Origin of the sequence: Pseudomonas sp. MYb541 (genome assembly GCF_037479595.1) — a bacterium.
Taxonomy (GTDB): Bacteria; Pseudomonadota; Gammaproteobacteria; order Pseudomonadales; family Pseudomonadaceae; genus Aquipseudomonas; species Aquipseudomonas canadensis.
The window spans coordinates 32,497-56,937 of record NZ_JBBGYS010000025.1 but is presented as its reverse complement, the minus strand read 5'-3'; the positions used below and the strand labels follow the sequence as shown (position 1 = coordinate 56,937).

The following is a 24,441-nucleotide window of genomic DNA, read 5'->3' as shown; positions in this document are numbered from 1 at the left end:
CTGGCCTCTGCTCATTCTTTGTCGAGCTTGCCGACCAGGGACAATGTGAAATCCGCCCCCATATACTTGAAGTGCGGGCGCACACTCAGGTTGACTCGATACCAGCCGGGCTCGCCGTCGACATCACTGACAACGATGCGGGCCGCACGCAAGGGGCGCCGCCCACGCACTTCGGCGCTGGGGTTTTCCTGATCGGCGACGTACTGTCGAATCCACTTGTTGAGTTCCAGCTCCAGGTCGGTGCGCTCCTTCCACGACCCCAATTGCTCACGCTGCAGGACCTTGAGATAGTGGGCGAGGCGATTCACTACCATCATGTAGGGCAGTTGGGTTCCCAGACGGTAATTCAGCTCAGCCTGCTTGCCTTCGGGACTGAGACCAAAGTGTTTCGGCTTCTGGACCGAACTGGCGGAAAAAAACGCTGCGTTGTCGCTGCCCTTTCGCATCGTCAGGGCAATGAATCCCTCTTGCGCCAGTTCGTATTCCCGGCGATCGGAAACCAAGACTTCAGTCGGAATCTTGGTTTCGATTTCACCCATGCTATGGAAGTGATGCAACGGCAAGTCTTCCACCGCACCACCGCTTTGCGGGCCGATGATGTTCGGGCACCAGCGAAACCGCGCGAAACTATCGGTCAGGCGTGTGGCAAAAGCGTAGGCCGTATTGCCCCACAGGTAGTGTTCGTGGCTGTTGACCACATTTTCCTGGTAGGCAAAGGTCTTGACCGGGCATTCAAGGGGATCGTAGGGCGTACGAAGCAGGAAACGCGGCACGGTCAAGCCGATATAGCGTGAATCTTCGCTTTGGCGAAAACTTTGCCATTTGGCGAATTGAGGGCCTTCGAAATGGTCCTTCAGGTCTTTGAGATCCGGCAGACCGGTGAAACTTTCCAACCCGAAGAACGCAGGGCCGGCAGCGGCGATAAAAGGCGCATGGGCCATGCAGGCCACACTGGAAGCGTACTGCATCAACTTCACGTCGGGGGCGCTGGGAGACAGAAAGTAATTGGCGATAATTGCGCCCACCGGCTGACCACCAAACTGACCGTATTCCGCACTGTAGATATGTTTGTACAGCCCGGACTGGATCACTTCAGGTGAGTCCTCGAAATCTTCCAGCAGATCTTGCCGAGAGACGTTCAGCAGTTCGATCTTGATGTTCTCGCGGAAGTTGGTGCGATCAACCAACAACTGCAGGCCTTTCCAGGAAGCTTCCAAGGCCTGGAAATCCGAGTGGTGCAGGATCTCATCCATCTGAAGACTAAGCTTCGTGTCGATCTCGGCAATCATCCGGTCGACCAGCCTTTTCTTGACGGGCTCGCCTCGGTTCTGCGGTTTGACCAGCTCTTCGATGAACGCCGAAACACCACGCTTGGCAATACCATAGGCCTCGTCGTCCGCACTCAGCAGAGTCTGGGCAACGATGTTATCGAGAATGCTGTATTGATCAGCGGTTTGTGCAGGCAGTGAGTGCTGTTGTGTCGTCATGAGCTCAGTGTCCTTTTACTGAAAAATGTCAGGCGTCAGGTGTATCCAGTCCCAGCTCAGCCAATACCCGAGCACGGGAATCGTCATCGGCAAGGGCCTGTTCGATAGCTTTGCGAAAGCTCGGCGTGTTGCCCAATGGTCCTTTGAGCGCCATGAGCGCCTCGCGCAACGCCATCAGCTTTTGCAGTTCGGGAACCTGCTCTACCAGGTTCGCCGGATTGAAATCCTTCATGGAATTAATGCGTACCTGAATGGCCAATTCCTCAACACCTGCATCCTCCTGCAGACGGTTAGGCACGCTCAGCGTCAGGCTCAACGCCTGTTTGGCCAACACGTCATCCAGGGTGTTCTTGTCGATCGCAATAGGCTTTCGATCTTCGAGCTTGCGCACATCTTCACGCTGGGTGAAATCGCCCAGCACCAACAGTTTCAACGGCAGTTCGACTTCTTCCTGCGCACCGCCCAAGGCGGGCTTGAAAGTGATGTTGATACGTTCCTTGGGGGCGACCGAACCTTCTTTGGCCATGGTGTTTCTCCTTACTCAGTGGCTCGAAAGCCTATTCAAGTACCGCTTCCAGATCGAAGAGGCACAGCCTGCGGTGGGTGTCTTCCTTGCGCTCGAGCACGGCGTGGTTTTGTGGCAACAGGTCACAGCAGCGATACAGAAGCTGGGTTACCTGAAGGGCCAGTTCCGGCTCCCAACGTTCAAGACCTGTGTGTTGCAGTTCGTGGTCCAGATGTTCGAGCTGGATCTTCGCCAGTTCGTGCTTGCCGGCTTGTACACACAGCCTCGCCTGGGCAAGCCGCCAATGAAATCGCGCGCGCTCGCTGCGAGCGGCGTACATGCCTTTTTTGAGTTCATGGATTGCGGCTTTGAGCCCGTCCTTTCGCAACCGGGGTGCCACTGCCTGCAAGGCGATCTCCCAAGGCTCGGCTTCGGCATCAATCATCACTGCGGCTGGTTCGGGTATTTGCAGACGACGGCGGACCTGCAGCGTGATCCAGTCACGGCTGGCGGCATCGGCAAAAGGAACGCCGTCGTGAAAACAGAACGACGGCAGGTCCGGCAGACGTTGCAGCAGCAAGGCGAAGGTCACTTCCAACTCAGTCATGGCCTGTTCCGCCTGCAAGGCTTCCAGGCATTGCCAGAGCATATGCAGTCCGTCGAACCAGAACATCGCGCCGGCGAGACTGGTTTCGAGTTCCAGTATCAGGTCGGCGTAATACCCCTGAGCAAAACGCTCCTGACAACGTTTGAGCTTGTCAGGCGCAGGCCCGCGCAAGGCGGTAATCCGTTCGCTGTCGGCATCCGGATACCCGCTCAGTACCAGCCAGTTCAACGTTCGGTTGAGGCGCAAGGCACGCAGATCGGTGGCGTTCTGGCGCAACCACCAGGCACACAAGGAACGGGCCTGCTCCTGCAGAGTGCGTAGCAACTTGTTGGCGTCTTTTTCGTTGTCCACGACCGCTTCAGGTTTGAGTAATTGGCTGGTCGCGTGCCTGACCTGCGCTATGACACCGCTCATGCCCGCCGCCGGAGCATGGTCCTGAACAGCCAGCTCCAGCCGCTGAGCCAATTGCCTGCGGATCGGCAGCAGCAAAGGCGCCTCGTCTCCCAAGTGCCTGGTCCATACCTCATCGAGGCAAACCAGTTGTTCAAGTACTGCACGAAACAAGGGCTGCTGGCTCTGCAGGGGCAGGCCTTGCGTAAAAAGAGGCTCGAGACGCAGTACCAACCAAGCGAATGCCGCACCGCGAGTACGCATTTTTTCGGGGTAGACCACCGACCAATGGTGCTCGCAGAGATAACGCAGCAATCCGAGCCCGGCTAGCAGGCCTGTATAGGACTCGCACTGGTGCAACGCCCAGGTCAGCCAGACGGCCGAGCGCAGATCCTTGGACCGATGTCGCAACATTAGCTCGCTGGTTTCCAGGACCTTGCGCCAATCGGGCTGGCTGCTGCCATGAATCGATTGCGCCTTTGCCAACTCGGATTCCAGGCATTCATATTCACTCGAAAAGCGCATATCGCTGCCCGCAAAACTCGATTGCGCACAGGGCGACCTTGCAACTTCAAGATAATGATCACACAGCGTGTCCGAATAAGACATTTCACACCAGGCGCAACTAACCAAGACAGGATCAGCCAACTAACCACGCGTAAAGTGCGCAGCAGAAAGCCATCTGAACCTTGCAGGAATCCCTGCAAAGCTCCAGAACCTTAGCTACGGCTAAAACATTCAGCAAGCGACGAAATAATAGTTAATCCTTTTCCTACAAACCCCTTAAATCAGCCACTGCGCAGCATTTTGCGCACTCATTCATGCCCGCTCGCTCGGATTGACGTTACACGCCAGCCATTCAAATAAAGTCTCGACTGAGCAACTAAGTGCGCAGTGATGCGCAAGAAAAACCAATTTAAACCAGCCAAACACACCCTGACTGTTCAACAACCCTAACTTATATACAGCCTAACCCTAACAATCATTACCCCACACACTTTCAGGCACGCTTCTTGTACTAGGCAAAGTCCCAGCCGCTGCATTTATCGGTGGGACTACCCCTTCAATCAGACAAGGAAACCCGTCATGCCAACACCCGCGTATCTCTCCGTCACCGGCGTCAAACAAGGTTTGATCACGGCAGGCACGTTTACCCAGGACTCGGTAGGTAACATTTATCAGGAAGGCCATGAGGACCAGATCCTGGTCCAGGCCTTTTCTCATCAGGTGATCATTCCGCGCGACCCTCAATCCGGCCAACCAACGGGCCAGAGGGTGCATAAGCCCTTGATGATCAGCAAAGTCTTCGATAAGTCCTCACCATTGCTGTTCAGTGCATTGACCAGCGGCGAAGAGGTCAAGTGCCGGCTGGAATGGCTGCGCACCTCGTCGGCCGGCACACAGGAGCACTACTTCACGATTGAACTGGAAGGCGCCACCATCGTGGACATCCAATCACGCACGCCCAACTGCCAGGACCCGGACAACGCCCACTTCACCCATCTGGAGGATGTGTACTTCACCTACCGCAAGATCGTGTGGACCCACGAAGTGTCTGGCACTTCCGGGTCCGATGACTGGCGCAGCCCGGTTGCCGGTTAACCCGGATTAGCCCGGGAACGGTGCCAAGGAAGGCGCCGCTCCTGACGGTTGGCTAAACCATCGCCAAAGGGTGCTTGCGCTTAGGTGCGCCAAACACGCGATCAATCGCGTCGAGGTCGTGCTCATCCAGCACCAATTTGGCGGCGGCTGCGTTGAGTCGCACATGCTCCGGCGTGACGGCTTTGGGAATTGCGATCACGCCGTCATGGCGCAACACCCAGGCCAGGGCGACCTGCGCAGGTGTGACCTCATGGCGACGGGCGATCTGCTTGAGGGTCGGGCTGGACAACAGCTCACCGCCCTGGGCGATCGGGCAGTACGCCATCAAGGGCAAGTGGTGCTGTTGCCACCAGGGCAGCAGGTCGAATTCGATGCCGCGCTCATCGATGTTGTAGAGCACCTGATTGGTAGCGCAGGCCGGGGATGCGAGTTCCTGCAGGTCGGCCACATCGAAATTGGAGACGCCCCAGCGGCCGATTTTTCCGGCTTCGCGCAGGCGTTCAAACGCTTCGACAGTTTCCTCAAGGGGGTGCTGACCACGCCAGTGCAACAGATAAAGATCTATATAGTCCGTGCCCAGGCGCTGGAGACTGGCTTCACAGGCGCGGGGCACGCCCTTGTGGCTGGCATTGTGCGGGTAGACCTTGCTCACCAGAAACACCTGGTCGCGCCTGCCTCGAATCGCTTCTCCAACGACGCTTTCAGCGCCGCCCTCGCCATACATTTCGGCGGTGTCAATCAAGGTCATACCCTCGTCAATACCCAATTGCAGCGCGGCGACTTCGGCGCGGTGCTGGTCGGGGTTTTCGCCCATGCGCCAGGTTCCCTGGCCGATAACAGGGACGGGAACGCCCGCCAGATCAATGGTACGCATGACAACCTCCTGATGAGTTCGCGGATTAACAGTCTGGCATTGACCGGACAAAAGGGTTCAATCGAAGTAAGGTTAGCCTCTGTCAAATCGCCAGGAAGAATCTGCAATGCTGTTTGTCGTCATGCTCGGGGGCAAACACCCACGGGCAAAAATTGAAGTTCACGATGTGGTGTTCGCTGTGGCGGACACGCTGGAAGCGGCCTACCCGCAACTACGCGCCGACTGGTTCGGCAGCCCCAAGGGCGTACATATCGATTCTTGGATGGCAGTAGAGGGCGTGGACGGTTGGAGAGTCGAACTCAGCCATCTGGCCCCGGCGGCTGGCGCGCCTCACCTCTACTTCATCAACCTGGGCGGTTACGAAGCCAACAGCTTTGGTGAAGCCCATCACTACCTGCTGGTGGTAGCCCGTAGCAAACAGGAGGCCATGAGCAAAGGCAAACAACACACGCGGCGCCAATGGTCCCAAGCCCACACCGATGGAGTGCTGGACATCGACGACTGCCTGCCCATCGACCTGGTGGACGGTCGCTATATCCACTTGGTGCAGGGCACGCACCGGCCAATACTCCAGCAGAACGATTACATCGTCCTGAGCTGAACCCTACCCGAACGGGGTATGGCGCCCACCGGCCATCTGCCTGACAGTGCAATCAGTCCCTCAGCCTGATAACAAGCACAACTCAAGGTGGGCCCCCATGCGTAAAGCCTTTATCGCTCTGTTCAGCGCCGTACTGCTTGCCACCTCCACCTTGACTCAGGCCGCCGACGACCCAGGCAATACCTTGCGCATCTACAACTGGGCAGACTACATCGGTGATACCACCCTGGCCGATTTCGAGAAAGCCACGGGTATCAAGGTGATCTACGACACTTACGATTCCTACGAAACCGTGCAGGGCAAGCTGCTTTCCGGGCATTCCGGATATGACCTGGCCCTCCTCAACGCCTCCCTGGTGCCGTTGCTGATCAAGGGCGGAGTCTTCCAGCCACTGGACAAGTCCCAGTTACCCGACTGGAAGAACCTTGACCCTTTGGTGCTGAAAAGCCTGCAAGCCCACGACCCTGGCGTCACCTATTCCGCGCCCTACACCTGGGGCAGCAATGGTGTGACCTACAACGTCGACATGATCAGGGCGCGTATGCCGAACGCCCCGCTCGGCTCCCTGGCTATGATCTTCGATCCCAAAATCGTGTCGAAATTTGCCGACTGCGGCATCACCTTCATGGACTCCCCCACCGACATGATTCCCCTGGCCCTGACCTACCTTGGTCTGGACCCCAACAGCGTCGCGCCAAAAGACTTGAAGGCTGCTCAGGACGTGCTGATGGCCGTACGGCCGTACATTCGCAAATTCGACTCCAGCGGTTTCATCAATGGCCTGGCCAATGGTGACCTGTGCCTGGCAACCACGTGGTCAGGCGACTACGCCACCTCTCAGGCACGGGCGACGGAAGCCGGCGCCACTATCAAGCTGGACTACTTTATTCCCAAAGAAGGCTCGCTGATCTGGTTCGACAACTTCTACATTCCCATCGACGCCCCCCATGTCGCCAATGCCCATAAGTTCATCGAATTTCTCCTGCAACCCGGCACCATCGCCGGCGTCAGCAACACCATCCACTACGCCAACAGCAACCTGGCGTCCAAGCCGCTGGTCAACGCCGATATCCGCGACAACCCGGCTATCTACCCGGACCCGGAGACGATGCAACGCCTGTTCACCCAGCAAAGCCAGCCGCCGGCCGCCGTGCGCCTGATCACCCGTACGTGGAACGCCGTCAAGACCGGCAAATGACTCCCAGCCTTTGAAGGTAAACGCCATGACTCTGCCCAATCCTGAATTCTTCACCCAGTTCAACCACAAGCAACTGGACGCTGCCGACAAAGCCCACTACATGCACGGTTTTCATATGTTCGACGAACACCGTGAACAGGGCTCATTGAATATCGCCGCAGGAGATGGCGCTTATATCTATGACACCCACGGCAATCGCTACCTGGACGCGGTGGGCGGCATGTGGTGTACGAATATTGGCCTCGGCCGCGAGGAAATGGCCGACGCCATCGCCAACCAGGTGCGCCAACTGGCCTACTCCAACCCGTTTTGCGACATGGCCAACGTGACAGCCATCAAACTGTGCGCCAAGTTGGCAAACCTGGCCCCAGGCGATCTTAATCATGTGTTCCTGACGACTGGAGGGTCCACAGCGGTGGATACGGCGTATCGACTGGTGCAGTTCTACCAGAACAGCCGTGGCAAACCGGCCAAGAAACACATCATCTCGCGCTTCAGTGCCTATCACGGCTCGACGTTCCTGACGATGTCCATCGGCAACAAGGCCGCGGACCGGGCGCCGGAATTCGATTTCATGAGCGACCTGTTTCACCACATCTCCTGCCCCAATTACTACCGGGCTCCGGAAGGGATGAGCGAAGCGGACTTTCTCGACTTCCTGGTGAATGAGTTCGAAGACAAGATCCTGACCCTCGGCCCGGACAACGTGGCCGCGTTCTTTGCCGAACCAATCATGGGCTCCGGTGGCGTGATCATTCCACCCGAGGGCTACCACCAGCGGATGTGGCAAATCTGCCAACGCTACGACCTGCTGTATGTCGCCGATGAAGTGGTCACCTCATTCGGACGCCTGGGCGCATTTTTTGCTTCCAAGGACGTCTTTGGCATGCAGCCGGACATCATCACTACCGCCAAGGGCCTGACTTCCGGCTATCTGCCGTTGGGTGCGTGCATTTTTTCGGAGCAGATCTGGCAGGTGATCGGCGAGCCGGGCAAGGGCCGCTGCTTCACCCATGGGTTCACTTACAGTGGCCATCCTGTCAGTTGCGTGGCAGCGCTGAAGAACATCGAGATCATTGAGCGGGAGAACCTGCTGGCCCATGTCGAGGATGTGGGCACCTACCTGGAGCAGCGCCTGCAAACCCTGGCCGGACTGCCGCTGGTAGGCGATATTCGCTGTCAGCGCCTGATGGCCTGTATTGAGTTTGTCGCCGATAAACACACCAAGGCACTGTTGCCGGATGCGGTGAACATTGGCGAACTCATCCACCTACGGGCCCAGGCAAAAGGTTTGCTGGTACGCCCTATCGGGCATTTGAACGTGATGTCGCCGCCGCTGATCATCACCCACGCGCAAGTGGACGAGGTGGTCGAAACCCTGCGCCAGTGCATTCTCGACACTGCGGCCGAACTTCGCCAGAGCGGCGACTACCAGGGACGATGAGCCACAACGCCGAGCCTGTTTCGAGGTTTTTGCCGGGACGCTGGCCGGCGGGTAGACTGGCCCGCATGAACGCACCGATCAATCAGCCCCCTGCCCTCGGCCCCCAGGCACTCGAAACCTGGCACGACGCCTTGGCCCAGGCGTTTATCCAGGTCGATGAAGCCCGATTCCTTGAGTACCTCGCCGCCGCGCTGTGTGCCCTGTGCCCCATCGAATCGATGATGATCAGCCTGGAGCGCCAGGGCCAGGCGCCACGCCTGCTCTATCAGCAAGGCATCCCACGGGAGCATCAGGACGAGATCATCCATCGCTACTTTTCCCGTGGCTACCAGTTGGACCCCTTCTGTCTGGCAGTCGATAAAGGCTTGGCGGAAGGCTTCTACTCGTTGGCGCAAATCGCGCCGGATGACTTTTTCAACAGTGAGTACTACAAGACCTATTACCTGCGCAGCGGCGGTGCCCTGGAGAGTTACCACATCGTTGACCTGTGCCCACGCAGCAAGATTTCCCTGTGCATGTTCCAGGGACTCAGCGCCGGCCAATTCAGCGATGCGCAACTGGCCGTGCAGCGCTCTGCCCACCCGGTGATCCGCGCGCTGTTGCACCGGTTTGGCACCACGGGTGGGTTGGACAAGGTGGTGGGCGACCCAGCCTTCAGTCAAACCCGCGCACATCAACAGATTGAAGCAGCCTTCATGGGGTTTGGCAGTGGGCTGCTGACAGTGCGTGAGCGCGAAATTGCGCACTTGATCCTGCGGGGGCACTCGGTGAAGTCGGCAGCGCAAGTGCTGGGGATTTCGCCGGAGACGGTGCGCATGCATCGCAAGCATGTGTACACCAAGTTGGTCATCAACTCCCAGGCGGAGCTGTTTGCATTATTTATTGATTGGATGACGCGGCAGCAGTAGGGTTTACCAACTGCCGGACGCCCCACCGCCGCCACTGGAGCCACCACCCCCTGAGGAACTACTGCTGGAACTGGAGCTGCTGGAACTCGAACTCGATCCACCGCCCGAAGACCCCGACCCGCCGCTGGTCTTGCCAAAGATGAACAGCGCGGCAAACGAGGCAATCGGGAACGCGTACAGCCAGCCACTACGGCCGAGCTCCATCAGCACGCCCGCTGCCACATACACCCCCACCGCTGCCAGCAGCCGCGCAACAAAACCCACGCAGCTCTGCTTCCAGGCGTCCTTCATGATCACCAACAGCACCAGGTACAACCCCAGAACTACCAGCGCACCCAATGGAAATACCAGCCAGTGGATAAAGTTGACGTCGGCATATCGCTGATCAACCACCAGCAAGCCCAGGATGTAGACCAGCAGCCCTATCACGCCGTAAAACACCGAGCGCGCCATCCACAATGCGCCGAAGGTCGCGCCGCCGATCAGCATGATCAGGGGCATCACCAGCAGAAACATCGCCCAGTCGCGGCCCTCACCCACTATCACTAGCAGCAACGTGGCAACCACCGCGGCAATCAATGCGCGGCGCCACCGCAGTTTGCCAGCACTCATCAGCACGCCGCCAATGGCTCCTAGCACAAACGCCAGCGCGATTGCGATGAACTGCGGATTGACCCTTGTCCCTGTGGCTTTAGGCAAATCACCGCCATCCACCAGTACCACCAGGTCGTTGACGCCCTGGGAGACACCGCCGACGAAATCCCCCTGGCGAAAGGCCGGGGTGATGTGTTCTTCGATGATGCGGTGTGCGAGCAAATCTGTGACCGTGCCTTCCAGGCCATAGCCCACCTCGATACGCACCTTGCGGTCTTCTTTGGCGACCACCAGCAGGATGCCGTCATTGACATCCTTGCGTCCCAGCTTCCAGGCGCGGAACAGTTGGTTGGCGTAGTCCTCGATGCTCGCGCCGCCGGTGGTGGGCACCAGCAACACGGCCACTTGCGAGCCCTTACGTTGCTCAAGATCGGCGAGTTGGTTTTTCAGACGGGTGGTGGTGCTGGCATCCAGAGTGTTGGTGAGGTCGATCACCCGTTGGTCGAGGGCGACGCCAAGCGGCGAAGTGTCCGCCAGGGCGGTGCCCAGCTGGGCTAAAAACACCAGCGCCACCAGACTCAAGACGGACTGCCGCAGAATCGCCATCATGTTTTGTTACCTGAAGTTTCTTCCTGAAGGCGGCGACTTTACCTTATCTGCGCTATATCGCGTGACCCCGCACCGATGACTATCTAAACTCCCTTCAAACATAGCAAAACGCCACAATCGGGAAGCCCATGGATCTGCGCCAACGCAACAATATCAGTGTGATGGGCAACGGCAGCTCGACCCTGGTGTTTTCACACGGCTTCGGCTGCAACCAGGCCATGTGGAACTACCTGGCACCGCAGTTTTTCGAGCACTTCCGCGTGGTGATGTATGACTTGGTGGGCGCCGGCCTGTCGGACCTTAGTGCGTTCGACAAGGCCAAATACAGCACCTTGGACGGTTACGCGCGCGATTTGAACGAGATTATCGACGCGTTCGCCGTGGGCCCGGTGATCCTCGTGAGCCATTCGGTGAGCGCCATGATCGGCACCCTCGCCGACCGCCACGCCCCCGGCCGGATCGCCGCCCACGTCATGATCGGCCCCTCGCCGCGCTATATCGACGCAGACGGTTATGTCGGCGGCTTCAAGTTGGCGGATATCCAGGACCTGCTCGATACCCTCGACAGCAACTACCTCGGTTGGTCCAGCGCCATGGCCCCGGTGATCATGGGCGCGCCCGACCAACCCGCGTTGGGTGAAGAACTGACCGAGAGTTTCTGCCGCACTGAGCCGGCCATCGCCAAACAATTTGCACGGGTGACGTTCATGTCGGACAACCGCCAGGACGTGATCGGCCTGGCCACTCCGGTACTGATCCTGCAATCGAGCGACGACCTGATCGCACCCGTGGCCGTGGGCGAATACCTGCACAGCGTGTTGCCCAACAGTACCTATCGCCTGGTGGATAACGTCGGTCATTGCCCCCACATGAGCGCGCCGCAGGCCTGCGCGCAGGCTATGGAACGCTTCCTGGCGCCGTGGGCGGTCTCCCATGTCGGCTGAGTTGTTCGACAGCGCCGCCTGCGCCCTCGCCGTCACGGCGGAGGACGGCACGATCCTGCAAGCCAATTCGCGCTTCAGCGAGTGGCTGGGGTTCAGTACGACGGAGCTGTACGGCAAGCGTTTCCAGGATTTGCTGACCATGGGCGGACGGATCTTCCACCAGACCCACCTGGCGCCGATGCTGCGCATGCGTGGCAGCGTCACCGAAGTCAAACTCGACATGCTGCACCGCGAAGGCCACAAGCTGACCGTCCTGCTCAACGGCATCAAACGCGAGCAGGACGACGGAACGCTGTACGACCTGGCGCTGTTCGGCACCACCGACCGCGACAAGTACGAGCGCGAGTTGCTCAATGCACGCAACTTCGCCGAAGCGCTGTTGCAGGAAAAGACCACCACCGAACTTGCGCTCAAACTGGCCCAGGCCGAATTGAGCGAGGCCTATGCCATTTCCCAGCGCCGAGCGCTGTTTGCCGAGCAGATGGTGGCGATTGTCAGCCATGACTTGAAGAACCCGCTTACGGCAATCCGCATGGCCTCGGATTTTCTCAACCGAGGCGAACGCACCGCCAAGGAGCACCAACTGTTGGGGCACATTGGCCAGTCGTCCGAGCGTGCCCAGCGCATGATCGCCGACCTGCTGGACTTCACCCAGGCGCGCGTCGGCCAGGGCATCACCATCAAGGCTGCGCCGTTGGACCTGCATGAGGTGATTCATCGCGCCGTGGATGAACTGCGCGTGGCGTTTCCCGCGGCAAACTTGGAGCATCTCGCCGAGGGCAGTGGCGAAGCTTGCCTGGACGCCGACCGCGTGCAGCAGATCATTGGCAACCTGGTGGCGAACAGCGTGGCGTATGGCGATCTGCAACGGCCGATCACCGTCACGTCACGGTTGGGACAGGGTAGGTGCGAGGTTTCAGTACACAACCACGGCAAGGTCATCCCCGAAGCCTTGCTCACCGAGCTGTTCGAACCTATGACCCGTGGCACCGACCAAGGCAGTGACGTGCGCAGCGTAGGCCTCGGCCTGTATATCGTTCGCGAGTTGGCCAGAGTGCATGGCGGCGATGTGGCGGTGAGTTCCTGTGTCACGGGCGGCACCACGTTTACCGTCAACTTTCAGGCAACGTAGGCGCTGCCCTGTATCACCGGCTCGACGCTGCCCGTCAGCACTACGCCACCCTCGCCTGTCCAATGCACGGTTACCGTGCCGCCGTCGCATTGCACTTCGACGGTATCGTCCAGCAGTCCGCGACGAATCCCATTGACCACCGCGCCACAGCAGCACGAACCGGAGCCCAACGGCACGCCGCCGCCGCGCTCCCAGATGCGCAGGCGGATATGGCCACGGTCGAGCACCTGCACAAAATGCACATTGGTCTTGGCCGGGAACAACGGGTGGATTTCCAGCGCCGGGCCCACGGCTGCCATATCGACAGCCGCGATGTCTTCCACAAAAAACGTGCAATGCGGGTTGCCCATGCTGCACGCCGCCGGGTTGCCGTCGATGGGCAGCGTGCGGGTATCCATGGCCTCGGCCAGCGGCACGGCCGACCAGTCCAGCGACGGCTCACCCATGTTCACCGACACTTGCCGCCCCGCTGCCCGCGTACACATCAGCAAGCCACGGTCGGTACGCAGCACCACAGAGTCCGTACCCGCCTCATGCATCAAGCGGTCCGCCACGCCACGGGTAGCACTGCCGCAAGTGGCCAGCGGCGTGCCGTTGGGGTTCCAGAACTTGATGCGTGCGGCGGCGTCGTCACAATCGAGTACCACGGCCAGTTGGTTGAAACCAATACCGGTGTGGCGGTTGCCGAGTTGGCGGGCGATTTTCGCGGTGATCGGATCGTCCAGGCCTCGGCGGTCGATGATGATGAAATCGTCGCCATGAGCGTGCATTTTTACAAACGGCAAGGGCATGGGCTGTCCTGTGGTCGACCTGCAGGGGAACTGAAGGATACCCTGAACCCACGCAACCTTATCGAGAGCATCGCATGTTAATTGTCTTCAACGGGCTGCCCGGTACCGGCAAAACCACCCTTGCCCAGGCACTGGCACGCCAGATCGGCGCGGTGTACCTGCGCATCGACGTGATTGAGCAGGCAATCCGTGATGCGGGTGTGTTGGCGGGCGACGTGGGCGCCAGCGGTTATGGGGTGGCGAATGCCTTGGCGCTGAGCAACCTGCGATTGGGGCAGACGGTGGTGGCTGACTGTGTGAACCCGGTCCAGGAAAGCCGGGAGGCGTGGAAGACCTCGGCGGCAACGGCGGGTGTGGCGTTGCTGGATGTTCGGGTGATCTGCTCTGACCGACAGGAGCATCAACGCCGGGTGGAAACCCGAACGGGAGATATTCCCGGCCTGGTTGCACCCACTTGGGAGTCGGTGCTGGCGCATGAGTACGAGGCTTGGGCTGAAGTGCCGCTCACGCTCGACACCGCGCTTATGACGCCGGATCAAGCTGTGACAATGGTGCTGGCAACCCTCAAAGCACAGTCCCCATCGCCTTCATCAACACCAGGTCCCGTCCATAGATATCAGGCGCATACACCAACCCCCCCTCGCGATTGACCTCCACTGTCCAATAACTCAACAGCACCGGCACCGGCGTGGCCAACCTGAATTCATGGGTCACGCCGGTGGCCAGCAATTCATCGGTGCGGGTGCGCTCGGCTGGGCTCACCAGCAAATCCCGCAGCAGTAATGGCTGCTCGACCCGCACACACCCCGAACTGAACGCCCGTGGCCCTTTGGTGAACAGCGGCTGGCTCGGCGTGTCATGCAGGTACACCGAATACGGGTTGGGAAAACGCATCACGATCTTGCCCAGCGGGTTGCGCGGGCCGGCTTCCTGGCGCAGCAGGATATTGCCGGGGCGAGCCCAGTCGATTTGCTCGGGCGCCAGCGGGTGTCCCTCGGCGTCAAGCACTTGCAGGTTTTGCTGGCGTAGGTATTCGGGGTTGAGGCGGATGGCCGGGAGTTTGTCCTCGCGCATGATGGTGGGCGGGATGGTCCAGGTGGGGTTGAGGGTCAAGCGGGTGATGCGCGACTTGAGCAACGGCGTCTGGCGTTCGGCACGGCCCACTTGCAAACGGGTTTGCCACACCGGAATCCCGCTCTGGTATACGCTCAGTTGCGCGGCGGCGACGTTGACCAGCACGCCTTCAGGCTCCAGGTCCTGGGCCAGCCAGCGGAAGCGTTCGAGGTTGATGCGCAGTTGTTCGCGCCGGACCAGCGGGCTGATGTTCAATTCGGCCACCGTGCCGGCGCCGATCACGCCGTCGGCCTGCAGCGAGTGGCTGAGCTGGAAGGCCTTGACCGCCTTGACCAGTTCATCGCGGTACTGCTTGCCGCCAGGTGCCTGGGTCAGGTAGCCACCACTGACCAGGCGCCGCGCCAGCTCCGGCACGCGTGGGTCTTCCATGCCGGGGCGCAACAGCGGGCCGCTGGCGACCGGGTCCCAATGCGGCAACGGCTGCAGACGCACGATGGAATAGGCGTTGCGCAAGCTGCGATACAAATCGGCACTGGGCCGCGCCTGGTCGAATGCCTGGGCCATGTCTTGCAGGCCTGTGGCGGCAAACGCCAGCACTTCCACGTTAGGGTCGCGGGTGGGTGGCTGGGAATGCCACAGGGGTTCGAAGCGCGATTGTTGCAGGCGGCCGTAATGCAGGTCCTGCAAGGCTTGCAGATAATGCTGGCTGCTGGCGATATCGCTGCACAGCACGTTTGCCGTGGCATCCGGCGCAGGCAAGCTATAGTGGGTGGGGTCCAGGCCGTCATCGGCGAGCATCAGCAACTGAGATTGCAGGGCTTGTCGACGTTCATCGGCGGACCACAGCGGCACATTGCCTTGCTGCTGATAGAAGGCTTGCAGGCGCAGTTGGGCAGCGGCGTCGACCTGCGGCGCCAGGCCGGGGCAGACACTCGGCAGTTGCGCCAACGCCTGTTGCACGGGGGCCAGGTCCACTGGCGCCGGGGTGGTTACCGGCAACGGCTCGACCGACAGCGCGTCGGCTGTCGCGACCAATGGTGCAACGAGCAGGCAAATGCTCAAGTAACATGCGTGTTTTTTGAACAATTGACCAGGCTCCAATCCACACCGGGGGACACTTCGTAGATGCTGACTTTCATGCGCCGCCTCGGTTTGATGACCGTGGCGTTGGCTACCTTGAGCAATTTTGCGCTCGCCGCCAACCAGACCTCTCCTAACTTGTATAGCAGCCTGGCGCGCTCGGCTCCAGAACTCAATCCCACCGTACTCAAAAGCGCCCTGAACGCGGTGCAGTGCGCGGTCAATAACGGCGAGGAACGTTCCGAGCGCCTAGCGGTTATTGACTACTCCCAGCCTTCGACCGCCCGTCGGCTGTGGATCTTCGATCTGCGCAAGAAAACCCTGGTGCTACGCGACCTGGTAGCCCATGGCGCCAAATCCGGGGAAAACTTCGCCACCCAATTCTCCAACCTCGAAGGCAGCCACCAGTCCAGCCTGGGACTGTTCCGCACCCAGGAGAGCTACCTGGGCACCCACGGCTATTCACTGCGCATGGACGGCCTGGAGCCGGGTTTCAATGACCAGGCCCGCGACCGCGCCATCGTCATCCATGCCGCCGACTACGTGAGCCCCTTGTGGAGCAAGCGCGAAGGCCGTATCGGCCGCAGCCAGGGTTGCCCGGCCGTGCGCCCGCAGGTGGCGCGCCAAGTGGTGGACAAGCTCAAGGATGGGCAGTTCATGTTTTCGTGGTACCCCGACCAGCGCTGGTTGAAGTCTTCGACCTACCTCAATTGCAAACCCCAACAGGTGGCGAGTAGTCGTACAATCCGTGGCGGATAGCCTGTCCCCATAGATAAAGAAGAGAACCACGCATGCTTCTACACCACTCCACCTGGATCGAGATCGGGCAGTTTCTGGAACGCAGCCGCACGGTGGTGATTCCCATCGGTTCCAACGAGCAGCACGGACCCACCGGCCTGCTGGGCACCGACTGGATGTGCCCGGAAATCATCGCCCATGAAGCGCAGAAGAACGCCGACCTGCTGATCGGCCCCACCTTTAACATCGGCATGGCCCAGCATCACCTGGGTTTTCCCGGCACCATTTCCCTGCGCCCTTCCACCTTCATTGCCGCGATTGGCGACTGGGTGCGCTCGCTGGCCGGGCATGGTTTCGAGAAGATCCTGTTTCTGAACGGCCACGGCGGCAATATCGCCACGATTGAAGCGGCGTTTTCCGAGCTGTACGCCGAGGCCAGCTTCGCCCGTCGCCCGGCCGGCTTTGCGTTGAAGCTGGTGAACTGGTGGGACCTGGAAGGCGTGAATGACCTGGCGCAACGCCAATTCCCGGTGGGCCATGGCAGCCATGCCACGCCGTCGGAGATTGCGGTGACCCAATGGGCCTATCCGGACTCGATCAAGACGGCTGATTATTCACCGCAAATCGCCAATACCGGGCCGATCCGTGAAGCGCTGGACTTCCGCGCGCGCTTCCCTGATGGACGCATGGGCTCGGACCCGGCGCTGGCGACGGTAGAGAAAGGTGGGGAGTTGGTGGCGTTGGCGGCGCAGGGTTTAGTCAAGACGGTCAATGCCTTCAGCAACGAAGCCAAGCCCTAGGCCATACGCGAAATTATTGGCATTCCTTGGCAGCAAGCTCAAGCCGCGACGGCGTAATCGTCGACGCCAGCGGCTTGCGCTCATACAGGAACACCTTGCCGCCGTCCTGGGACTTGTAGGCCTCCAGCACATCATCGGCGGCAATCTTGCTGGTCAACACCACTTTGGCGTGGCGCGAGTTCTGCGTCACGGTGGAGGTGATCTTGTGTTTTTCCAGCTTGGGCAGCACGCACTGCACATAGGCTTCAGGCGTTTTGCTGGTCTGCAAGGTCAGGGTTGGAGCATTGGGGGCGGAAACACAACCGGCCAACATCAGAGAAGCAAAGGCCAAGGCCGGGGCGAAAAAAACGCGCATGAAAAATTCCTGATTATAAAAAATAAAGGTCCACATCAACCTGCACGAACCAACGCCTTGAGCGAGGCATCGAACTGCTTCAAGGCATCCAGTTGCACGTCCCGCTGCTGCTCGATCTGCGCAGCAATTTCCGGCGCCGCCTGGTCATGCACCCACACCGACGGCACCTGCTTGTGCACCGAGCCTTCGGCCTTGGCGATGTATTGCAGGTTCGCATCATAGAACCGCGCAATAAAACGCGCCTCGACCTGGTCGTTACGCTGGGTCAGCAGTTGGTTATGGGTATCGAGCATCACCACCACATCAGGGTGAGCCAGCACCAAGGCATCCAGGTTGTCGTAGACCGTCACCGACAAAAAGGTTCCCTGCAGCGAACTCATCAACCAATCGATGGCCAGTTCCGGGTCGGAGCTGTTGACGAACGCCTGGCGGATACGCCCGTCGAGGGCACCCTTGGCGCCATTCAAGGCCATGTCGTGGTAGCGTTCAAGGTAGCTGAGGTTGTCGCGGGTGCTGTCAGTCAGCAATACACCCACCGACTGCGCGTGCTGCAGGGAGTCTACGCTACCGTTGATAGGTAGCAAATGGCTCGTACGCAGATCATCGGCGATTGCCGCGTTGTTGATAGCAACCGTGCCGAGCATCAAAGCCATCAACGCCAGCTGAATAAACGTCCTCATCGCGCATTTCCTTGAACAGCGTCTCGATGGGGTGATTTTCCGCTTTTCCTGCAAAAACAGAACTTGCGATCCTTGATGGTGACTATTATCTGAACCGATAGTGCTGACATAAAACTTATAAGGACCACGCCATGAAGCCCCACCAGAAAACCTTCGACCGCATCCGCGAAGCCGTACTACCGGAGTTTCGCGAGCGGGTCGCCGATTACCTGGTCGACTATGAACACGTGCTGCAGGACGAGGCTGCCGACGCCGAGCAAATCAACGCCAGCGCCCAGCAACTGCGCGGTTACCTGCGGGGCTTGAACACCACGCGGGTATTGGGCATGGCGGACTGGGAAGACCTGGACCGCCGTGTGAAGGAGGATTGGTTACGCGTGGTGGAAGCCGAATAATTGGCGGGGCGTGTCGATCAGCAAGGCCTGTTCTACCGCTGCCGACCAGCCCAGGGCTTGGCGTTGCTCGATCACTGCGGCATACCCGACAGACGCTTCATGCTGGGTGTGTGGCCAGTCGCTGCCCCACACCAACCGATGCAGGCCGAAGCTCTGTTGCAGCAACGGCATCGCCTGGCGGGCAAACTCAAGGTTTTGTGCCGGGCTGCCAGCGAGGCGATAGATTCCCGAGACTTTCAGCCACAGATGGCCACCGAGCGCCAGCTCCAGCAACTCGGCAAAGCCACGCTGCTCGACGCCCAGTCCCGCGTCGGGTCGCCCGAAATGATCGATCACCAGTTTCACCCCGAACGGCAGCAGTTGCCCCACCAGGTACGGCAGGTCGTCCAGCTCGCGGTGCAATTCCACGTGCCAGCCCAGCTCGACGATATGCTCAAAGAACACTTTCCATCCCGGCTCATTGAAGTCCGGCAGTGCCCGGCCCACCAGGTTCAGCCGCACGCCTACGACACCTGAGTCGGCCATGGCGTACAGGGCGTCGCGCGCGATATCGCGTTCAACCACTACCACACCGCGCAACCGGTCGGGTGCCTGCTGCAAGGCGGCCAGCAGGTAGCGGTTGTCGGTACCCAGAAAGCTGGGCTGCACCAGCACGCCATGGCTCAGGCCGTTGGCGTGCAAGTGACCGAAGTAATCCGCCAACGTGGCGTCGTAGCCAGGGGTGTAGCGACGTTCGCCGGCCAAAGTCAGCGTGCGGCTGAACACATGGGCGTGGGCGTCGATGCCGGTGATGAAGCAGTTATCAAGCATGGGGTTCGTCTTTCAAGAGTAAAAAAGGATCAAGCCTGGGTGCGCTGGCCGGTTACCACGTTGTCAATGGGCGCAGCTTCCAGCACGCGACCACGGGTTTCCGGCAGGCAAAGCGCGGCGATCACCGCGACGCCGTAGGCAATCCCGGCATCGATGCCGATGGCCGAGCCGAGGGACATGGAGTCGCTCATATGCCCCACCAGGAACGGAAACACCGCGGACAAGACGCGCCCGAAGTTGTAGCAAAAGCCCACGCCGGCACCGCGTACATCCGCCGGGTACAGCTCGTTGAACAACGCCCCAAGGCTGGCCGGAATGCCGGCCGCGAAAAAACCCAGCGGGAAGCCGAGGAACAGCATCTGCGTGTTGGTCAACGGCAGGAACACATAGGCCTGCACGGTGATCACGCAGCACAGCGCGAACAGCACGATGTTCTTGCGCCGTCCGATGCGATCAATCAGCAAACCACTGGCGATGCAGCCGCACCAGAAGGCGAAGATGATCACCGCCAGGTAGCCGCCGGAGTTGAGTACCGACAGGTTGCGCTCGGTCTTGAGAAAGGTCGGCAGCCAGGTCATCACCGCGTGGTAACCGCCATGGGCGCCCAGCCCCAGCAGACCGCCGAACAGCGTGACGCGAATCAGCTCAGGACGGAAGATGCCCGCCAGCGACTTGAAGAAACTCTGTGGAATCGCCTGTTCTTTTTGCAGGCGCTGGAAGCTGTCGGGCTCCTCGACATTGCGGCGCACCCAGATAATCAGGAACGACGGCAACAGCCCCACCACAAACATCACACGCCAGGCCATGTCCTGCGGCACAAACGAATAGATCAGCGCAAACACCCCGACCGCTACACCCCAACCCACAGCCCAGGCGCTCTGCACGGTACCCATCACCTTGCCGCGGTACTTGGGATTGATGGTCTCGGCCATCAACACCGCGCCCGCTGCCCATTCACCGCCGATGCCGAAGCCTTGCAGCGCCTTGACGATCAGCAACTGGTGGAAGCCCGTGACAAACGCCGACAAGAAAGTGAAAAACGAGAACCACAGGATCATCCACTGCAAGGTGCGCACCCGGCCGTAGCGGTCAGACAAGGTGCCGCCGACCCAACCGCCGATGGCCGAAGTCACCAGCGTGACGCCGCTGATCAACCCCGCATCGCCTTTGCTCAAGGCGAACGCAGCGATGAGTGCCGGGATCGCCAGACCGAACATCTGTACTTCCAATGCGTCGAGGGACCATCCGCCGAAGCAGGCCCAGAACGTTTTGCGCTCCCGGGGAGTGACTTGGCGATACCAACTGAACATGATTTTTATCCTTATAGGTCAAACGCGAGGCAGCCGGGCGCGAACCGTGCCGCAGCCGGGCCAGTGTTGGGCAAACAGTTAACGGTGCGGGTGTCGGGTCAGCGAATGTCCACGCGGTAGCGGAAGTGCTCGGCGTGCCCGCGGGAGCGTCGCCACTCCAGGGGCTGGCCGGCGTAATCACGAGCCAGGCGCTCGATCACCACCACCGGGCTGTTGACCGGCACCTGCAGCAATCGCGCGTACACCTCGTTGACCGATTCGGCGGTCAGGGTTTCCTCGGCCGAGGCCACCACTTGCCCGCAGACGTCTTCATACACCGGATAAAGCAACGGGCCTTGCTGGAACAGGTCGATATCCAGCAACGCCTGGAAGCGCGCGCGCGGTAGCCAGATCTCTTCGGCCAGCAGCGGCTGCACATCAAACAAACGGGTACGCAGGATGCGGATCACCTGGGCCTCGGGCGCCAGGCCCAACGCCTCACTGACAGCCGACGGCGCGACCAGGGATTCAACCGTGAGGATGCGGCTTTCCGGCACCTGACGCTCGCCCGCAGGGCCTTGAAAACGGAAAAATCGAAACAGGGAGGACTGGAATTGCGGGCGACGCACAAAGGTGCCCCGCCCCTGCTGGCGCTCAAGAATACCTTCGTTCACCAACGCATCCACGGCCTTGCGCACGGTGCCGGTGGACAGCTCGTACTCGGCGGACAACACCGCTTCGGTGGGAATTGCTTCACCGGGGCGCCAGCGATTGTTGGCGATCTGCTCGACCAGGTGGTCGCGCAGGCGTTGGTATAGCGGCAGACGGGCATCGCTGGACAAGGTATTCATGGGGCCACACTCACTTTGTCATTTAGTCATATATATGAATATGGCGAGAGTATTTGTCCGTCGGGTGACGCCTGTCAAGCGCGCCACCGCAGATAGAGGATGAATGGTCGGCTACAGCGCCGGGCGTTGCTGCTGCACCCACGCCTGCACGGAGGGCCGCTGCCACTGGCGCTGCGCGTATTCCTCCAACTCGGCGGGCACGCTGTCGCCGTTGAGAATCAGGCGATTGAGCATCACCGCCAGGTCCACATCCGCAATCGACCACGCGCCGAACAGATACGCCCGGTTACCCGCCAACAGTGCCTGGGCCGCGCTGATCAATTTGCGCGCCGCCGCTTCGGCCACGGGGGACAATGGCGGCATCTTCTGCCCGTAGAAGACCACCATCGTCGAACGCTCCTGGCGGATCGGCAACAAGTCGCTGCGCAACCAGGCCTGCACCTGCCGCGCCCTCGCCCGCTGCTTGGGATCGGCCGGATAGACCGGCGTCTCGGGGTAAGTCTCTTCCAGGTACTCAGTAATTGCCGAAGACTCCGACAGCGCAAAGTCCCCTTCTACCAGCGTCGGCACGCGCTGGGTCAGGGACAGTTGGGCGAAGTCGGCGGTCTGGTTCTGCGCCGCATCCAAGTCCAGGGTCAAGGTGTCGAACGCCAGGCCTTTTTCCCGCAGGGTGACGAACACCGACATCGCGTAGGGGCTGGTATACAAATGATCAACATACAGGCGCAACGGACGCTGGCTCATAACGATTCTCCGTGAGTGGAACACCACGCTACGAGATGTGCGGCGAGAAAGACAATGCGCTGTTTTTATGGGGGCATTCCTACTCGGAATACTGGGCTAACCGGCAAAGCCACCCTTGTCTAAAAAGGCGCGCTCCTCCTCCGTGGTCTCTCGCGCCAACACGCCATTACGATGGGGAAAACGCCCGAACTGTTCAATGATGCGCGCGTGCTCCTTGGCCCAATGGTAGGTGTTGGCGTCCAGTTGCTGGTTCAGGACCAGGGAGCGCTGCTGATCCGCCGGGTCTTCGGAGTGTTCGAACGGCAGGTAACAGAACGCACGCAATGCCGGCTCAATCTGCTGATCCAATCCAGCATCGACCATGCGACTCGCATACAGGCGGGCCAACGGGTCGGTAGCGAACATATGGGCGGTGCCGCGAAAGGCGTTGCGCGGGTATTGGTCAAGCAGAATCAGCAGCGCCAAGGCCCCTTGCGCCGAGGCCAGCCAGTGCTCCAGTTCGCGCCGGGCGGCTTGCAGGTGGGTGGTGTGGAAGGTGTCGCGGAAGGTCGCGTCGAAGACCTCGTCCTTGGCGAACCAGCGTTTGGGGCCGGCGTGTTTCCAGAAGTCGAGGACGGATTGTGGAGTCGTCATGATGAGGGGCCTGCACAAACGATTTCACGGACAGTATCAGAATCCTTAGTGACGAATCGCGGCAACGCGGTAATTAATGTTATAGGATAACACCCCATTTCCGCCCTGCCCTGTGACCCTCGCCCATGACCGATGCTGTTCCCCTGCGCCAACGCCTGCTGTCCATCGATGCCCTGCGCGGCCTGGTGATCCTGTTCATGCTGCTTGACCACGTGCGCGAAACCTTCCTGCTGCACCGTCAGGTCAGCGACCCGATGACCATCGACAGCACCGAGCCTGCGTTATTTGCCAGCCGCACCCTCGCCCATCTGTGCGCACCAGTGTTTGTGTTGCTCACGGGCTTGTCGGCCTGGCTGTACGGCCAGAAATACCAGGGCCGGCGCGATGTGTCGGCGTTCCTGTTCAAGCGTGGGCTGTTCCTGGTGGTACTGGAGTTCACCCTGGTCAACTTCGCCTGGACTTTCCAACTGCCGCCTAGCGTGATCTATATGCAAGTCATCTGGGCGATTGGCGTGAGCATGATCGCCCTTGCGGCGCTGGTGTGGTTGCCGCGGCCGCTGCTGATCGTGTTGGCGGTGGTGATCATCGCCGGGCACAACCTGCTGGATGGGCTGCACTTCGAGGCCGGTTCGGCACTGCATATTCCGTGGACAATCCTGCATGAGCGCAGTTGGATCGAAGTGGGCGAGTCGCTGCGCCTGCGCGTCACTTATCCGGTGCTACCGTGGATCGGTGTGATCGCCCTAGGCTACAGCCTCGGCCCGTGGTTTGCCAAAGACATGCAGCCGGCGCAGCGCCAGCGTTATTTGTTGCTGGGCGGCGCAAGTGCATTGATAGGGTTCGTGGTAGTGCGAGCGGTCAATGCGTATGGCGAAAAACCATGGCAAGCCTATGACAACGGCGTGCAAACCCTGATGAGCTTTTTCAACATCACCAAGTACCCGCCTTCGTTGTTGTTTCTGGCACTGACGCTGGGGATTGGGCTACTGCTGTTACTAGCGTTCGAAAAGGCGGGAAGCAAGCGCTGGATCAGCATGCTCGCCACCTTCGGCGCAGCGCCGATGTTCTTCTATTTGCTGCACCTGTACGTGCTGAAAATCCTCTACGTCACGTGTGTGGCACTGTTTGGCCTGAATCACGGCAACTACTTCGGCTTCGACGGTATGGGCGCCATTTGGCTGGTGGCATTGCTGCTGCCGTTGGCGCTGTACGCGCCGGTCCATTGGTTCGCCGGGCTCAAGGCCCGGCGCCGCGACCTAGCTTGGCTCAAATATCTGTAACCCACCTGTAAGAGCCGGCTTGTACG

General features: G+C 60.1%; 26 protein-coding genes. 12 read left to right on the top strand and 14 right to left on the bottom strand.

The features are described from left to right. Window positions 1–11: 11 nt before the first annotated feature. Genes tssC through tssA form a run of 3 tightly spaced genes read right to left on the bottom strand, consistent with a single transcriptional unit; the run spans window position 12 to window position 3,598 of the window. Window positions 12–1,487, bottom strand: a complete 1,476-nt coding sequence (gene tssC, locus WH299_RS16855; protein ID WP_339550830.1) for a type VI secretion system contractile sheath large subunit — start codon at window positions 1,485–1,487, stop codon at window positions 12–14. A gap of 28 nt (window positions 1,488–1,515) precedes the next feature. Then, complete coding sequence (gene tssB / locus WH299_RS16850; RefSeq protein WP_123476869.1) at window positions 1,516–2,013, bottom strand: type VI secretion system contractile sheath small subunit; 498 nt, start codon at window positions 2,011–2,013, stop codon at window positions 1,516–1,518. Window positions 2,014–2,044: 31 nt separating this feature from the next. Further along, on the bottom strand, window positions 2,045–3,598 hold the full coding sequence (gene tssA, locus WH299_RS16845) for a type VI secretion system protein TssA (RefSeq protein ID WP_339550829.1): 1,554 nt from the start codon (window positions 3,596–3,598) through the stop codon (window positions 2,045–2,047). 477 nt (window positions 3,599–4,075) lie between these two features. Between tssA and WH299_RS16840 the strand changes: the two genes are divergently transcribed. After that, the gene (locus WH299_RS16840) at window positions 4,076–4,591 is read left to right on the top strand and encodes an Hcp family type VI secretion system effector (RefSeq protein ID WP_339550827.1); all 516 of its coding nucleotides are present in this window, start codon (window positions 4,076–4,078) and stop codon (window positions 4,589–4,591) included. A gap of 52 nt (window positions 4,592–4,643) precedes the next feature. Here WH299_RS16840 and WH299_RS16835 read toward each other — a convergent pair whose 3' ends face one another. Further along, window positions 4,644–5,465 (bottom strand): aldo/keto reductase, encoded by an 822-nt coding sequence (locus tag WH299_RS16835; RefSeq protein WP_122684752.1) that lies wholly within the window; start codon window positions 5,463–5,465, stop codon window positions 4,644–4,646. Between the two features lie 106 nt (window positions 5,466–5,571). Here WH299_RS16835 and WH299_RS16830 point away from each other — a divergent pair, with 106 nt between their 5' ends. The 4 genes from WH299_RS16830 to WH299_RS16815 all read left to right on the top strand — a co-directional run bounded on the left by WH299_RS16830 (window position 5,572) and on the right by WH299_RS16815 (window position 9,616). Beyond that, entirely contained in the window at window positions 5,572–6,066 is a 495-nt protein-coding gene (locus tag WH299_RS16830) for a DUF1543 domain-containing protein (RefSeq protein ID WP_122728291.1), read from the top strand. A 97-nt stretch (window positions 6,067–6,163) separates the two neighbouring features. Next, entirely contained in the window at window positions 6,164–7,264 is a 1,101-nt protein-coding gene (locus WH299_RS16825) for a polyamine ABC transporter substrate-binding protein (RefSeq protein ID WP_126571304.1), read from the top strand. Between the two features lie 25 nt (window positions 7,265–7,289). After that, entirely contained in the window at window positions 7,290–8,708 is a 1,419-nt protein-coding gene (locus tag WH299_RS16820; protein ID WP_339550826.1) for an aminotransferase, read from the top strand. A 65-nt stretch (window positions 8,709–8,773) separates the two neighbouring features. Further along, window positions 8,774–9,616, top strand: coding sequence for a response regulator transcription factor (locus tag WH299_RS16815; RefSeq protein WP_339550825.1), 843 nt, complete (start codon window positions 8,774–8,776; stop codon window positions 9,614–9,616). A 3-nt stretch (window positions 9,617–9,619) separates the two neighbouring features. Here WH299_RS16815 and WH299_RS16810 read toward each other — a convergent pair whose 3' ends face one another. Continuing rightward, window positions 9,620–10,819 (bottom strand): TPM domain-containing protein, encoded by a 1,200-nt coding sequence (locus WH299_RS16810; RefSeq protein ID WP_339550824.1) that lies wholly within the window; start codon window positions 10,817–10,819, stop codon window positions 9,620–9,622. 128 nt (window positions 10,820–10,947) lie between these two features. On the opposite strand from WH299_RS16810, the gene WH299_RS16805 reads away from it, so the two are divergent. Together WH299_RS16805 and WH299_RS16800 are read left to right on the top strand one after the other, a co-directional pair. Further along, window positions 10,948–11,763 carry an alpha/beta fold hydrolase gene (locus WH299_RS16805; RefSeq protein ID WP_339550823.1) on the top strand — a complete coding sequence of 272 codons (816 nt, stop codon included), beginning with the start codon at window positions 10,948–10,950 and terminating at the stop codon, window positions 11,761–11,763. Next, the gene (locus tag WH299_RS16800; protein WP_339550822.1) at window positions 11,753–12,895 is read left to right on the top strand and encodes a PAS domain-containing sensor histidine kinase; all 1,143 of its coding nucleotides are present in this window, start codon (window positions 11,753–11,755) and stop codon (window positions 12,893–12,895) included. The genes WH299_RS16805 and WH299_RS16800 overlap by 11 nt, the downstream gene beginning before the upstream one ends. Here the strand turns inward: WH299_RS16800 and dapF are convergent. Beyond that, window positions 12,883–13,686: a diaminopimelate epimerase gene (gene dapF / locus WH299_RS16795; protein ID WP_339550821.1), complete on the bottom strand. Its 804-nt coding sequence runs from the start codon at window positions 13,684–13,686 to the stop codon at window positions 12,883–12,885. The two genes, WH299_RS16800 and dapF, sit on opposite strands and share 13 nt — an antisense overlap. A 74-nt stretch (window positions 13,687–13,760) precedes the next feature. Between dapF and WH299_RS16790 the strand changes: the two genes are divergently transcribed. Next, a complete protein-coding gene (locus WH299_RS16790) occupies window positions 13,761–14,336 on the top strand; it encodes an AAA family ATPase (RefSeq protein WP_126571298.1) in 576 nt (191 codons plus the stop codon). Here WH299_RS16790 and WH299_RS16785 read toward each other — a convergent pair. Next, on the bottom strand, window positions 14,251–15,846 hold the full coding sequence (locus tag WH299_RS16785) for a L,D-transpeptidase family protein (protein ID WP_339550820.1): 1,596 nt from the start codon (window positions 15,844–15,846) through the stop codon (window positions 14,251–14,253). The genes WH299_RS16790 and WH299_RS16785 overlap by 86 nt on opposite strands. A gap of 39 nt (window positions 15,847–15,885) precedes the next feature. Between WH299_RS16785 and WH299_RS16780 the strand changes: the two genes are divergently transcribed. Next, window positions 15,886–16,599, top strand: coding sequence for a murein L,D-transpeptidase catalytic domain family protein (locus WH299_RS16780; protein WP_016977141.1), 714 nt, complete (start codon window positions 15,886–15,888; stop codon window positions 16,597–16,599). A gap of 32 nt (window positions 16,600–16,631) precedes the next feature. After that, complete coding sequence (locus tag WH299_RS16775) at window positions 16,632–17,378, top strand: creatininase family protein (protein ID WP_028616528.1); 747 nt, start codon at window positions 16,632–16,634, stop codon at window positions 17,376–17,378. Window positions 17,379–17,391: 13 nt separating this feature from the next. Here the strand turns inward: WH299_RS16775 and WH299_RS16770 are convergent, their stop codons facing one another. Together WH299_RS16770 and WH299_RS16765 are read right to left on the bottom strand one after the other, a co-directional pair. Further along, complete coding sequence (locus WH299_RS16770) at window positions 17,392–17,733, bottom strand: hypothetical protein (protein ID WP_122728382.1); 342 nt, start codon at window positions 17,731–17,733, stop codon at window positions 17,392–17,394. Between the two features lie 35 nt (window positions 17,734–17,768). Next, window positions 17,769–18,413, bottom strand: coding sequence for a hypothetical protein (locus WH299_RS16765; RefSeq protein WP_028616529.1), 645 nt, complete (start codon window positions 18,411–18,413; stop codon window positions 17,769–17,771). A 131-nt stretch (window positions 18,414–18,544) separates the two neighbouring features. Here WH299_RS16765 and WH299_RS16760 point away from each other — a divergent pair, with 131 nt between their 5' ends. Then, complete coding sequence (locus WH299_RS16760) at window positions 18,545–18,808, top strand: hypothetical protein (protein WP_123476845.1); 264 nt, start codon at window positions 18,545–18,547, stop codon at window positions 18,806–18,808. Here WH299_RS16760 and WH299_RS16755 read toward each other — a convergent pair. The 5 genes from WH299_RS16755 to WH299_RS16735 form a co-directional block, all read right to left on the bottom strand. After that, a complete protein-coding gene (locus WH299_RS16755; RefSeq protein ID WP_339550819.1) occupies window positions 18,785–19,618 on the bottom strand; it encodes an amidohydrolase family protein in 834 nt (277 codons plus the stop codon). The genes WH299_RS16760 and WH299_RS16755 overlap by 24 nt on opposite strands. A gap of 29 nt (window positions 19,619–19,647) precedes the next feature. Next, complete coding sequence (locus tag WH299_RS16750; RefSeq protein ID WP_339550818.1) at window positions 19,648–20,928, bottom strand: MFS transporter; 1,281 nt, start codon at window positions 20,926–20,928, stop codon at window positions 19,648–19,650. A 98-nt stretch (window positions 20,929–21,026) separates the two neighbouring features. Further along, window positions 21,027–21,758 (bottom strand): GntR family transcriptional regulator, encoded by a 732-nt coding sequence (locus WH299_RS16745; RefSeq protein ID WP_339550817.1) that lies wholly within the window; start codon window positions 21,756–21,758, stop codon window positions 21,027–21,029. Window positions 21,759–21,869: 111 nt separating this feature from the next. Beyond that, window positions 21,870–22,502, bottom strand: coding sequence for a glutathione transferase (gene yfcF, locus WH299_RS16740; protein WP_339496447.1), 633 nt, complete (start codon window positions 22,500–22,502; stop codon window positions 21,870–21,872). A 96-nt stretch (window positions 22,503–22,598) separates the two neighbouring features. Beyond that, window positions 22,599–23,135 carry a DUF924 family protein gene (locus tag WH299_RS16735; protein ID WP_339550816.1) on the bottom strand — a complete coding sequence of 179 codons (537 nt, stop codon included), beginning with the start codon at window positions 23,133–23,135 and terminating at the stop codon, window positions 22,599–22,601. 125 nt (window positions 23,136–23,260) lie between these two features. On the opposite strand from WH299_RS16735, the gene WH299_RS16730 reads away from it, so the two are divergent. Beyond that, window positions 23,261–24,415, top strand: coding sequence for a DUF1624 domain-containing protein (locus WH299_RS16730; protein WP_323625102.1), 1,155 nt, complete (start codon window positions 23,261–23,263; stop codon window positions 24,413–24,415). Window positions 24,416–24,441 lie beyond the last annotated feature (26 nt).